We start from the raw sequence: 12354 nt of genomic DNA on the forward strand, positions 1-12354 counted from the left end.
ATATCCGGGCATTTTTGCTGGCCACCAGTGGGCAGATAACCTGACCGCTGGTGGGCAGAAACTCATGGCCCTTGACAATTCTATGAACCACCCAAAGGAGCTCTTCCGAAGTGAGAGTGTAGTTTCGGTCTAAATCCGCCGGATTCCAGCAATGATCTTGCGACATAGTTGGTGAGGTTGCGGAAGCCCAGGGCGGTCCGCGGAGGTGTTCCAGACGGCCGTTGATCACTTCGGTGGGTCCGTTGGATGTACCGGGTCTGTCGAAGTAGGCAAGCACGTCTACCGCCCTGCGCTTGAGAGTCCGCCCGAGCGTTCTCAGCTCGGTCAGCGCGGCCGGGACACCGGCGTTGAGGGAATCAACCACTGCTTGCATCAGCTTCTTAGAATGGGTCCGGTCGGGTTCCCGGTAGGCGGTGATCATGCGCTGATAGACGCCCTAGGTCGCTTCCACCTCCACATGCGTATCGGCAGCGAACAAGTCTTGAAGTCGCCTTTCTTGTTTCTTGGTGAGCAGCCCGGCACCAGTGTGCAGGGTTCGTTTGGCTTTGTAGACCGGTCCCCGGCTCGGCCGCAGTGCCCGCACGTCACTTGTTGAACCCGGCGCCGGAACATATCGAGAGCGTCCCCGGCCAAGCGGATGACATGGCAAGAATCCATGACCGGAACCGCCTCTGGCAGTTCCTCGGTCGAGGCGCTTATGAAGCCGGAGAACCCGTCCATGGCCACGACTTCTATCCCGTCCCGCTACGCTTGGGGGCGTTCCTGCAACCAGGTGGCGAAGACCTGCTTCGAGCGTCCTTCGACCATGTCCAGCAGGCGGGAGGGCCCGGTTTTGTCGCGGATCGGAGTCAGGTCAATGATGACAGGGACGTACATGTCCCCGTGGCGGGTTTGCCGCCTACGTGCTCGTCGACACCAATGACTTTCACCCCGACAAAACGCCTAGGGTCATCGATGAGCACCCCCAAGCCTTCGGCGACACGGGCGACGGTGAGGTGTTGGCACACTATGCCTTCCAACGCCCAGGCCAGCCCCCGGCGTCAGAGCCTCGCCCGCGGCTCGGCAGCTTTGGTTACAGTGACACGCTCCCGTGGCAAGAACATCCCAATCCGTGGAATCGGCAGCCCCTGAACCTCACTATCACGGCCGGGTAATGATAGATGGAGAGCCGGATGCGGTGAGAGCCGCACGTCCGGTTCGGCGGGCAGCCAGGGCGAAACCCAGCCCAGCAATGGGCAAACGAGCGCGTCGTGGCTGACCCAACTAAGTAACTCAATGGTCTCTCTGGCCAGTGGAGGCACCGTTAGGTAATAACTTGAGCCGAATCATTAAACTGATCTTCAGAGATGAACCCAAGTTCAGTGGCGCGTTGTAGGGCCTGTTCTCGTGAATTAACTTCAAGTTTGCTGTAGATATTCCGCAGGTGAAATTTTACTGTGTTTACGGAGATAAAGAGAACTTTAGCAATGGAACGGGAAGAAGCATGGAGTACTAATATGACAAGTACTTCCAACTCACGGTTACTCAGTTTCACCTGGGGTTCTGAATTCTTATACTGAAACGAGTAACGTTCCACTCCATGGATGGGTCCCCCTGATGTGTTCGAGAGAGCTAAGAGTTCCGGTGTTATCTCCATCATCGCCTCTGTTGAACCACGCAAATTTCCAATATACCGGCAGCGCGAAAGCTCCGCCAAAGCACTAGAGTGATCATGAAGGTTGTAGAACGCGACGGCCCTCAACGCAGACATCGTTGGCGTCATTCCCAGAGGTGAAGGAATCTCGGTCAAGAAATCATCAATGGACGACAGGGCCTGTTTACTGTTCCCGCGCAGGATCTCTAACCGAAAGTTAGAAGCGATCACTTGTGTATTACTACTGATCAGGCCAACCTCCTTCAACGGTCTTTCCGCATTCGACAACGCACCAATGGATTGGTACAGATCCGAAAGATCAGAACGCAAAATTGTTCCAGCCAATGAGGATGCAGGCGCGAGCACGCGTTGCTGTGACAACTTGTTTTCCAGGCTGTCTATAGCAGCAACAGAATCTCCCCAATAGAGCGCGTATCGAGCTTGAATGTGCGCACCAACCCACCAGTACTCAGCATCGTTCAGGTCTGCGCCCATTTTATTCAAAGCGGTCATTGCTGTATTTCCGTCTAACGCCGCCATAGCCATGACAGCGATTGAAAGAATCCCGATAAATTCCAGTCGTGAACTTAGTGTTCCAGCTGGGACCTGTCGATTGCCCGCATCTTCGGACAAGCACTCTCTCGCCCTAACAATGTCTCCTTGAAGGGCGTAACAAAGTGCCAGTGTGTCTCCAAGATAGGTGTCAGCAGGGTGTGTCCCATTAAACCGAGCCCATCTTCGAGCATCCCACAAGGTGGCAATGGCCGCATTTAGGTCACCTTGAAGCAATCGGGTTGTTCCAACTCGAAACAAGAGCATTGGAACTAAATCCTCGAATCCTCTCGTGTCGTCAGCTTCCTCAATGGCGTCATATATCTCGCGAGCCAGATGGCCAGCCGAATCAAATTTTCCTGTCGCCAATAAATGAGTCAGCCGCCCATACATAATGCCGAGTAGATCACGGGAAGCAGGTGTTGCTGTGGCTGAATACTCCTGCTCAAGCGCAACTTGAGCATAACCATCTTGGGTTATCGAGTTTCCCATGCTTGATACTAACGCCTTCGCGAAATGATACCTAGGGTTGCTCATAAACCACTCATCTGGAGCATTGTGGAGTGCCGACTTAAACTCTAGAGGACAGGCTAGAACCATAGCAAAAAAATGCGTGTCAATGACGTAGCCTAACTCATCAACATTCTTGACATCTTCGAGTATCTTCCTATAATTCATCGAATTCCTCAGCTAAAGCATCCATTTCTGTCTGATGTTTCGATCCAAAAAGGATCATCAGCCTTTCTCAGACTTAATCGTACCATTTCGTATCCGCTCATGATCTATTGATTTTTGACTATCAATTACTTATGCGAAGATTAAGGCGCTCTTCAGAATTGAGAGTGTAGTTTCGGTCTAAATCCGCCGGATTCCAGCAATGATCTTGCGACATAGTTGGTGAGGTTGCGGAAGCCCAGGGCGGTCCGCGGAGGTGTTCCAGACGGCCGTTGATCACTTCGGTGGGTCCGTTGGATGTACCGGGTCTGTCGAAGTAGGCAAGCACGTCTACCGCCCTGCGCTTGAGAGTCCGCCCGAGCGTTCTCAGCTCGGTCAGCGCGGCCGGGACACCGGCGTTGAGGGAATCAACCAGTTGCCCCAGGCGATCGAGGTCCTTGACGCATTTCATGTAGTGAAATTGGCTCCGCAATGGTTGACGACGTTCGCCGGCGGGCGCAGCAAGACGGCTCTCGGGCACTGTGCCCACCGCGGCGAACCGCTCTTTCAGGTCCGTCGTTCCTTACAGATCGGGGCTGAGCATATGAGCGGGAAGCAAGTCGCGCGGCTGAACGCGAGGCTGGGGACCCGAATCATGAGGTCACCCTCACTTGGCAGTGCTATCAACAAGTCCGGGCCATCTATCACGCGGCCCCGGAGAGAATGGGAGTTCGTGGGAAAAATCTTGGCTTCCTTCCCCTCGTGCCCAATCCCGGAAATCGCCAGACTCGGACGGACGTTGAAGTCCAGACGGCAATAAATACTCGCCTACTTCAAAACCCAGGGCGCCTCCAACGGCCCCACCGAGGCCGTGAACGGAGCCATAGAAACAACGTGCAAGATTGCGCGTGAGCTCGCAGAACTTCCCAAACTACTGATTGCACAAACTGCTCAGCGATGACGATTACCGCCCGTACCGGATCAAACCCACGAACCATACCTACTTACGAAAAGCCGGTTTGGGGATACCGTTGCGAGAGTGACTTGTATTTAGTCACTCAGATATATTGTCTGGAGATATACGTAATTAATCGAATTTTGATTCAGTTCTGACTAGGAACTTTCATGATGAACACGCTCAACAGCAGTAAGTATCGAATAAATAATGAGGACAAATTTTCAGGATCATCCAACGGAAGAGCCGACCGCACGTCAACAATTATTCAACACTCCCTCGTTCATGCGAGGTAGGACGCTTTATATCTATCGGCATCTGAATCAAAGTATTTCTTTAGAAAGCCGGCGCCTATCTCCCAACGAGTACAGGCGCCGGTACCACCTGCGTAGAATCGCTACTACTGATTCCAGAATTCTGAATCCAATACATCTTTCGATGGGTTCAAAATGCACTTAGTCTAAAAATTACCGGTTCTGCCGCATCCTGCGGCTGGCTTCTTGCTTCGGCGGATGAATCAACTGCTCGAATTGCTGTTCAGCGCTCAACGCATCGCCCGTATAAGTATCGGGAAGTGCTGAACTTGCCTCTGACACGGCCTGGGCGGGAGCTGACTGCTTGGCGCCCCGACCCTTTGCAGCCTTTTTCCCGGAGTTCTGACGGTAGTAGTACGACTTGCCGTAGTAGCCATAGCCTGCGGCCTGTCCACCAGTGGTAGGAACTCGATTCAGCACAGCACCCAAGAGTGGAGCATTGACCTTCGCCAAGGTGGCAACAGCCTTTTCCAGCTCATCAATAGTGGTCTTACCCGCTCCGGCAACTACCAGGGCACCGTCAGTGGATCGGGCCAGAATTGCAGCATCTGTCACGGGCAGCAGCGGCGGCGCATCAATCAGGATGACAGCTTGCTCCGCCATCTTGTCGAGTAGGCGCTTCATAGCCAACGAGCCAAGCAATTCGCTGGGGTTCGGAGGAATACGACCGGCGCCTAAGACAGCCAAACTGGGCACGGGACCGTACACCTGCAGTACGTCATCAAGGGTGGCCTGGCCACTCAAGATATCCGTCAAACCGCCACCACTTGCGAGTCCGAAGTAGTCCGAGACGACCGGGCGTCGAAGATCTCCATCGATCAGCACAACCTTTTGGCCGGTCGCAGCAATGGTCACAGCCAAGTTGGCCGCGATGGTGGATTTACCTTCGCTGGGAATTGAGCTCGTAATAACGATGACCCTAGGCGGCTTGTCCACGTTCATGTAGTGCAGGTTGGTGCGCAGCTCTCGCAGGGCTTCCGAAAGCGCGTAGCCTTCCGTGGAGGCGTGGTCGATGACGCCATTTTCAACAACATGCTGACCGTTGCGCAAGCGCTCGTCAACGGGAATAGTTCCAACGACCGCGGTCCCGATGGCCTTCTCAACCATCTCGACGGATCGAATCCGACGATCTAGGTGATTCCTGACCAAAGCGTAGGCAACGCCCAGAACCATACCGGCGAGAGCACCGAGAATCAATGCCATCTTCTTGTTCGGCGATGTCGGAGAAGTCGGAAGGGGCGCGTCGCCTAGCGGAACAATCTTAATGATTGACTCTGCTGCTGGAATGCTCCCATCCACAGCCGCGGATGTGGACTCCAAAACTTTGACCTGCTCGGCCAAGGCAATCACCCAAGCATTAGCCAATGCTTGCGCTTCCTGAGGGGTTCCGGCTGCCGCTGAAATCTTAATCTCAGGGGTATCTTTTGCCGAGGACACTGAGATCTGCTGCAACAGCTGATCCGGGGTAGTGCCAAGCTTCAGCGAGGTAATCACAGATTCAGCCACCGGGCGTGAGCTAGCAAAGCTGGCATAGCTTGTGGCCTTAGACTTCGCGAGGTTGTCTCCGGCGAGGGCCGAGCCCATATTGTCCCCACCAGGAATGGAGACGTAGCCAATAGAGTTTGCTGAGTAGGAAGGCTTCTGCAACAGAATCCACCCCGCACTACAAAGTATACCGATCAGCACTAGGGCAACGACGCCCAGCCAGTGCTGCCGAAAGACCCGTACGTAATCTCTAACATCGAGAGACTTATCAGTGGTTCCCTGCTGCTCGTCTTCCAAAACCATCCAAACGTTGGGTTATCTATTCCAACAAATACTCTAACAGAATTCACAATTACGGCTTAGCCCTAAAAAATGATGAGACTTATTTGACTATCAAAAAAATTTCCAGCAGGGGCGAAAAGTAGCCAAGCGCTTTAGGCTGATCGGCGTCCCGGATGCCTTCCCGCAGTGACGGCCTGCCTGCGGTCTTTCGTAGGCCAGGTGAAGGCCAGCGTCAAGGACGCAACGATGAGAACAAAGGCACCGATGAAGATTCCAGAATCCGTCCAGAACTGGCTGGGGAAGAGCCGGATCAAGGTGTCGTCCGTGTAGAAGGTCCAGGTGCCGTCGGTAAAGAAGATCTCATGGAAATCGGTAAAGAATCGTTCCCAGCCCGTCGCAGCAAAAACGCCGATGCCAATAATGAGCGCCAGCGTGGCGATCGAGCCGGCAAACAGGGCCCGGCGGATACCTCCGAAGCTCCGACGAGCCAGGTACATCATGCCAATGACCATGACGATGGCCAACGCGAGCCCCGCCATGAATGCCATAACGATGACGGTCTTCACATCAGCCATGTGGCTGACCTCGCCGGCCAGGAATATCGGTTTCCCAAAGGGATCCACCAGATCCGCAAGGTAACGCGGTTGGGCAAGATTGAGCAGATAGTCCACCGTGTACGAGCCATAGGTCATACGGTCATCCGTGGTGAAGCCAAATGAGTCAACGGGGAATCCGGGGCGGTGATATTCCACCCACAGAAAGAGCGATGAGGTGACAAGGCGGATGGCCAGCACCAACAACACGATGGGGTAGAAAATGGCGATGAGCACTTGGAAGACCCGCGTCAGGACCGGCTTGGTATTGGCAGCCTTCTCCATAGCGGCCTGACGTTTAGCCACATCGTCGGCCGGCGGGCGCATGGTGATCAGGCCGGTGGGCGAGGGCTCTTTGTGCACGGTGTCGGATTCGGCGACGCTCTGTGACAGGGCCAAGGCAATTTCCTCGTCACTGGGCAGAGCAGGCAGTTTGCCCGCTGCGCGCATGGGTTCAGCGTCGTCGCCGTCGATTGCCTCCCCCAATTTAATCTTGGCGGTGGGCGCAGATGCTGCAGCCGCACGACGGGCAACCTTTTGAGCCGCGACAGTGGGCGCTACCGTGGGGACGTCCTCATTGAGGGCATCCGCGGCAGCGTCTTGGGCTGTGTCCTGGGGCTTTGATTTCTCGCTCACAATCGAAAGGATACCGGTCGTCCCTGACAGGGCGCGGCTGCCACCCCGAGCCGTATTCAAACTGTCACCTGATCTTCAACTAGGGCGAGTTTTCCTCATAGGAGTCCATGTACGACGGCGGCCAGCAGGATAGGCGCTGAGCGATACCTTTTGATGTGAGTTTAAGGTTGGTGACGAGCAGCAGCGGTCACGATGCCTGCCTTACAGCAGGGCTCCTCGGACGTAAACGGACCGAGTTGAGCGGGCTATTGAGGAGACTCAGGCAATTTCAGGGGCGCAGCCAAGGGGCGCTTGGCGCTGTGGCCTCCCGTGGGCGACTCGTGACGAATGCCCCGCACCACCCAGGGCACAAGGTAGTTCCGCGCCCACACAATGTCCTCGGCCCGGGCCTGCCTCCACGACTTCACGGGCAGTGGTTTCGGCAAGCGCGGCTCCAGCACGTGCGGCACCTTTAGGGTATTCAGGACCATAGAGGCGACGGCGTGGTGACCTATGGAAGACGGGTGAAGCCTGTCGGGGCTCCACATCTCGGGATCGTGCAGCTCGGTCATCGACCACAGGTCTGCGATCAGGGCGCCATGGTGTTCGGCTATCCCCCGCAGGTTCTCGTTGTAGATGGCGATTTTGGTGCGGAATTGACCCAGGACAGTGGCCTTCCCGGAATCTGGGCCCACAAAGATCAGGACGCTCACGCCCCTTTCGCCGAAAATTTCGACGGCGTTCTCCACCTCCGCCGCCAGCCTGTCCGGATCGACTCCGGGGTGAAAGAGATCATTCCCGCCAGCCTGCAGAGACACAAGATCGGGTTTCAACGCCAGGGCATGGCCCAACTGGGTTTCAAATACCTGGTGCAGCACCTGCCCGCGCACGGCCAGATTGGCGTAGGCGAAATCGTCGACTCCAATGCTGAGTTCCTCGGCAACCCTATCGGCCCAGCCCCGGTATCCGCCGGGGCTGAGGGGTTCGGGATCATCGAGACCTTCGGTAAAGGAATCACCCATGGCCACGAATCGGTGCCACGAGTGCGGCGGCACGCGAGGTTGCCCACCTGCTCCTCCGCCTTCGGTTTCGAATCTCATGAATTCATAGTGCGCTTATTTGGGGCTCAGCGGCAGTGTGGGTTTTGTCGCTGGTCCACAGCACGGTGCTGTCACTGACCCGGGGGAACACGGCCCCAACAAATGAGGCCCCACCCATCTGACCGAAAACCGTTCCACAGCGGAACTCTCAGGCCGAGCGGACGGAGGCTCCGGCGTCGTCCGTGGAGAGGTCCCCGGTCTCCCCCGCGCGCACGGCCCGACCACCGAGGACCAGGGTATAGGCCCAATAGGCGGCTAGGACGAGGGCGCCGATCGTGATCTTGACCCAGACGGGCAAGGGGCTGGGCGTCACGAAGCCCTCCACGAGGCCGGATACGAACAGGACCAGCACGAGGCCCGCGGCGACGCTGATGAGGGATCGGCCCTCGTGCGCAAGTGACTCGAGGCGGCTCCGCGGTCCGGGGCTCACCCACGACCAAAAGATGCGCAGTCCAGCCGCTCCCGCGATGAAGATGGCGGTCAGCTCCATGAGTCCGTGCGGGAGGATGTAGCTGAAGAACACGTCGCCGCGGTCGAAGCCGAACATGACGCCAGCAGTCATGCCAACGTTCTGGGCGTTGGAAAAGATGGAATACGGGACAAAGACGCCCGTGATGCCAAATGCCACGCACTGGGCCGCGATCCACGCATTATTGGTCCAGACGGCCCCAGCGAAGGACGCAGCTGGGTTTTCGGAGTAGTAATCCACGAAGTCGTGATCCACGAGCTGGCGCAATTGCGCGTCACTTCCCATCGCTGCCATGACGGCGGGGTTCCCGGCGGTCCAGATGGCGAACAGCGTTCCTATAACCACGAAGACGGCGCCGAGGACCAGCGTTAGCCAGCGCAAACGGTAAAAGGCGGCGGGGAGGGAGATGACAAAGAAGCGCGCGGTGTCGACAAAGAAGTTCGATTTGGCGCCCGTGAACCGTGTCCTGGCATTGGCCAGCGTGGCAGAGAGTGAGGTGGAGACGGAGCTTTCGGCCGCCACTGAGCGGATCAGGGAGAGCTGGGCGGAGACGCTTTGGTACAGCTCCAGTAACTCGTCGGCCTCCTCACCAGTGAGCCGGCGCTTACGGGCAAGGGTATCGAGGCGCGCCCATTGCGGGCCGTGCACTGTTGTAAACGCATCCATGTCCATCTGCCCCAGCATATCGGTGCCGACGCGTGGATAGACTGAGGACATGTCCGCAATCATCACAGGCGAAGCCGTTGTCCTCGAACTTCGTCCCGCCTCGTTTGCCGCCCGCTCCCTCGCCACGGCGATCGACGTGGTCGCCACCGTCGTCGTGATTATTGGCGTGAGCATCCTCTTCTCCGCACTCCCCCTAGTGCTCGACGGCGCCGCCACCCGGGCCATCATGCTGGCCACCGTGGTGTTGTTCCTGGTCATCGTGCCCATCACGGTGGAGACATTGACGCGCGGAAAGTCCCTCGGGAAGCTCGCCATGGGCTTGCGAATCGTCAGGGACGACGGCGGATCCATCCGTTTTCGTCATGCTCTGATCCGGGCGCTACTCGCCGTCCTGGAGATTTACATGACGCTGGGTTCCGTCGCCTGCCTCGTCTCCATCTTCAATGAGAAATCCAAGCGGCTCGGGGACATGCTCGCTGGAACCTATGCCATCCGCGACCGCGTGGCCAAGGTGGCGCCTCTGCAAGTCTCGGTCCACCCGCAGCTCGCCGAGTGGGCGGCTCTGGCCGATCTTGGCCACCTGCCAGATACCTTGGCCCGGCGGATCTCCATGTACCTACGCCAGGGCGCCGCCATGGCACCGGCCTCTCGTCTCGCCTTGGGTGTGGAGTTGGCCAACGAGGCCAGCGCCTTTGTCTCTCCGCTGCCAGCGCCCGGCACTCCCCCGGAGGTTTTCCTTGCCGCCCTCATGTCCGAGCGCCGCGACCGAGAGTTTCAGCGCTTGAGCGTTGCGGCCCAGCGGGCGGCCGAGGTGCGCGATCAGCTCCTGCGCCACGGCGTGAAGAATTAAATAGTCACCCATTCGATCGGGCGCATTTCTGCGCCCTTTTTCATGCCTTTGTCATGCCCAGTACGTGCTTACTTGTACTCAAAAGCGAGTACTCAGATTGAAAAACCAAGTACTTGGCGACACTTTTCGAAAAAGTTCACGCTTCAACCACTCACCTTCGCCGAAAGTACCCTATTCGAGCGGGGGGGCGGAAAGCGCTTACGGTCAATGTTTCAGCGGAATTCCGAGTTGGGAATTTGTGCTGAAATTGGTCACCAAAAATTGGATTGAACCACTCTAGAAACCAACGCCTGATAGGCGTTTAGTTGTCATCAGCCGGGGGAAAGATTTTCATCCGGAGTTTCACCCGAAGGTCTCACTTCAAGCGTCTAGTCACAGTCACTTGTCGCGGGCTTTTGGTTTCCTATTCACCCTTATGAATGTTAGGAACATCAAAATGTTGAAGCTCTACGTAACCATGCAGACCATGTACGTTGTCGGCGTCGCCCGGCTCCGAGAAGCCCACGAAGGCGAGCGCGGCGCGACCGCCGTTGAGTACGGCATCATGGTCGCCCTCATCGCCGCAGTCATCATTGCAGTCGTTGCAACCATCGGCACAAAGATTCTGGCTGCGTTCAACTTGGTCAACACGAATCTGCCGTAGCTGGAAGACACTCTTGCTAGGCAGAATTAGCATTGGCGGCTCCGGCCAGGGCCGGGGCCGCCAATTCTATTTAGCAACTTCAATAATCTGATCACATTCGTATACCGCAGATCGGGGGATTGCCAGATGAAAACCCAAGAAAATGAACGAGGCGCATCCGCTGTCGAAGCTGCCTTCATTCTTCCCGTTCTGCTGCTCTTGGTCATGGGGATCATGGAATTCGGTTTCCTTTTTAACCAACAAATTTCCGCATCCAACGCCGCGCGTGAGGGAGCCCGTTATGCCGCGGTTCATTACCCGGATGATGATTTCTCCGACGATGAAGTACGGGTTGCTGCTAGAAATGCCGCACCAACACTCGCGGATACTACACCGATTGATATCAGCTACTCCGGCGGCACGTGCGGACCAGGGACTAACGTCACGGTAACCGTATTGCCCGCCCAAGGCTGGTTAATCGGCTTCATACCGCTTACGGCACCTCAGATTACCGGCGTAGGAGTCATGCGATGTGGCGGATAAAGTTTCGGCTCGGGGAAGGAAACCTTCACGACCAGCATGGAGCCACGGCCGTTATGACAGCGATCCTCATGGTGGTGCTATTGGCATTTGCTGCCATCTCCATTGACGTCGGAATACTTTACGCTCAAAGGACGCAATTGCAGAATGGGGCAGACGCAGCTGTACTGGCCGTTGCCAACGACTGTGCCAGGGGCACCTGTGATCATGGAGCCAATGACAACACAGGCAATACCTTCGCAGGTGCTAATTCAAACGATGGCGCCGCACTTCTCAAGGGCATTAGCTACCCAACGGGCAACAGTGTTGAAGTTACCGTTTCCAAGGACGCTGCCGGTGGCAATCCCGTTACATTATTCTTCGCCAATATATTTGGTATCAGCCAAGCAGATGTCTCAGCATCGGCAACTGCTGCTTGGGGTCCGCCTGAATCAGGCAATACACTGCCGTGGACATTCGGAAAATGTATCTTTGATCAACTCCTGACGCAGGTACAAAAGGACGAATTGGCAGCCACCGGAGATTTCACTGGAAACCCTGTGGGAACGCACCTACTAATCGCATACAACGAAACCGCCAGATATCCTGGCTGTACAGATGATCTCGGTAACCCTTCGGGCGGGTTCGGTTGGCTAGATCGTGTCGGCTCGTCGTGCAAAGCATCGATCGATGTGGGAACGAGTGAAGCCGGAAGCGACCCCGGCATCGACTTCCCGGGAGTTTGCGTGGACGTACTGCCCTCACTTCTGGAAAATCCGACTTTGATCCCCATATTTTCCACGTCAGGCGGCAGTGGAAACAATGCAACGTTCACAATTTATGGATTTGCAGCTTTCCAAACCACCGGTTGGCGGCTTAGCGGCAACCCGGCGCTTAACCATCCTGACAGTTTGGCGCCGCCCTGCGGTGGATCTTGCCGTGGAATATATGGCTTCTTCACCCGGTTCGTCTCGCTTGAAGAGGGCATGACATTCGGAAATGGCCCAAATCTCGGCGGTTCGATTGTCCGCCTGACCAACTAAAT

General features: G+C 56.4%; 9 protein-coding genes and 3 pseudogenes. 5 read left to right on the plus strand and 7 right to left on the minus strand.

Features of this window, described 5'->3' with window-relative positions:
* Window positions 1-80: 80 nt before the first annotated feature.
* From CVS30_RS07850 to CVS30_RS07860, 3 genes and pseudogenes are all read right to left on the minus strand, one after another.
* Window positions 81-1085 (minus strand): annotated as a pseudogene (locus CVS30_RS07850) (ISL3 family transposase); the annotation flags it as partial.
* Between the two features lie 218 nt (window positions 1086-1303).
* Complete coding sequence (locus CVS30_RS07855; protein WP_110484790.1) at window positions 1304-2863, minus strand: helix-turn-helix domain-containing protein; 1560 nt, start codon at window positions 2861-2863, stop codon at window positions 1304-1306.
* A gap of 152 nt (window positions 2864-3015) precedes the next feature.
* Window positions 3016-3266, minus strand: a pseudogene (locus tag CVS30_RS07860) (transposase); the annotation flags it as partial.
* 348 nt (window positions 3267-3614) lie between these two features.
* On the opposite strand from CVS30_RS07860, the pseudogene CVS30_RS18635 reads away from it, so the two are divergent.
* Window positions 3615-3728 (plus strand): annotated as a pseudogene (locus tag CVS30_RS18635) (transposase); the annotation flags it as partial.
* Window positions 3729-4261: 533 nt separating this feature from the next.
* Here CVS30_RS18635 and CVS30_RS07870 read toward each other — a convergent pair.
* From CVS30_RS07870 to CVS30_RS07885, 4 genes are all read right to left on the minus strand, one after another.
* Entirely contained in the window at window positions 4262-5896 is a 1635-nt protein-coding gene (locus CVS30_RS07870) for a tyrosine-protein kinase domain-containing protein (protein ID WP_110484791.1), read from the minus strand.
* A 131-nt stretch (window positions 5897-6027) separates the two neighbouring features.
* Window positions 6028-7104 carry a TIGR01906 family membrane protein gene (locus CVS30_RS07875; RefSeq protein WP_245934501.1) on the minus strand — a complete coding sequence of 359 codons (1077 nt, stop codon included), beginning with the start codon at window positions 7102-7104 and terminating at the stop codon, window positions 6028-6030.
* Window positions 7105-7349: 245 nt separating this feature from the next.
* The gene (locus CVS30_RS07880; protein WP_110484792.1) at window positions 7350-8183 is read right to left on the minus strand and encodes an SGNH/GDSL hydrolase family protein; all 834 of its coding nucleotides are present in this window, start codon (window positions 8181-8183) and stop codon (window positions 7350-7352) included.
* Window positions 8184-8331: 148 nt separating this feature from the next.
* Window positions 8332-9324: a stage II sporulation protein M gene (locus tag CVS30_RS07885; protein ID WP_181419745.1), complete on the minus strand. Its 993-nt coding sequence runs from the start codon at window positions 9322-9324 to the stop codon at window positions 8332-8334.
* 43 nt (window positions 9325-9367) lie between these two features.
* Here CVS30_RS07885 and CVS30_RS07890 point away from each other — a divergent pair, with 43 nt between their 5' ends.
* The 4 genes from CVS30_RS07890 to CVS30_RS07905 all read left to right on the plus strand — a co-directional run bounded on the left by CVS30_RS07890 (window position 9368) and on the right by CVS30_RS07905 (window position 12352).
* Window positions 9368-10168 (plus strand): RDD family protein, encoded by an 801-nt coding sequence (locus tag CVS30_RS07890; protein ID WP_110484793.1) that lies wholly within the window; start codon window positions 9368-9370, stop codon window positions 10166-10168.
* A 436-nt stretch (window positions 10169-10604) separates the two neighbouring features.
* Entirely contained in the window at window positions 10605-10811 is a 207-nt protein-coding gene (locus tag CVS30_RS07895; RefSeq protein WP_181419730.1) for a Flp family type IVb pilin, read from the plus strand.
* A 126-nt stretch (window positions 10812-10937) separates the two neighbouring features.
* Window positions 10938-11333 (plus strand): TadE/TadG family type IV pilus assembly protein, encoded by a 396-nt coding sequence (locus tag CVS30_RS07900; protein WP_110484794.1) that lies wholly within the window; start codon window positions 10938-10940, stop codon window positions 11331-11333.
* Window positions 11321-12352: a pilus assembly protein TadG-related protein gene (locus tag CVS30_RS07905; protein WP_110484795.1), complete on the plus strand. Its 1032-nt coding sequence runs from the start codon at window positions 11321-11323 to the stop codon at window positions 12350-12352. The genes CVS30_RS07900 and CVS30_RS07905 overlap by 13 nt, the downstream gene beginning before the upstream one ends.
* The last annotated feature ends 2 nt before the right edge of the window (window positions 12353-12354 follow it).

Origin of the sequence: Arthrobacter psychrolactophilus (assembly GCF_003219795.1) — a bacterium.
Taxonomy (GTDB): Bacteria; Actinomycetota; Actinomycetes; order Actinomycetales; family Micrococcaceae; genus Specibacter; species Specibacter psychrolactophilus.

Bases quoted from the DNA above. Each gene is read 5' to 3' on its own strand.
- CVS30_RS07890 (WP_110484793.1), top strand. From the start codon at position 9,368: ATGTCCGCAATCATCACAGGCGAAGCCGTTGTCCTCGAACTTCGTCCC.
- CVS30_RS07905 (WP_110484795.1), top strand. From the start codon at position 11,321: ATGTGGCGGATAAAGTTTCGGCTCGGGGAAGGAAACCTTCACGACCAG.
- CVS30_RS07855 (WP_110484790.1), bottom strand. From the start codon at position 2,863: ATGAATTATAGGAAGATACTCGAAGATGTCAAGAATGTTGATGAGTTA.
- CVS30_RS07880 (WP_110484792.1), bottom strand. From the start codon at position 8,183: ATGAGATTCGAAACCGAAGGCGGAGGAGCAGGTGGGCAACCTCGCGTG.
- CVS30_RS07900 (WP_110484794.1), top strand. From the start codon at position 10,938: ATGAAAACCCAAGAAAATGAACGAGGCGCATCCGCTGTCGAAGCTGCC.
- CVS30_RS07895 (WP_181419730.1), top strand. From the start codon at position 10,605: ATGTTGAAGCTCTACGTAACCATGCAGACCATGTACGTTGTCGGCGTC.
- CVS30_RS07870 (WP_110484791.1), bottom strand. From the start codon at position 5,896: ATGGTTTTGGAAGACGAGCAGCAGGGAACCACTGATAAGTCTCTCGAT.
- CVS30_RS07885 (WP_181419745.1), bottom strand. From the start codon at position 9,324: ATGGACATGGATGCGTTTACAACAGTGCACGGCCCGCAATGGGCGCGC.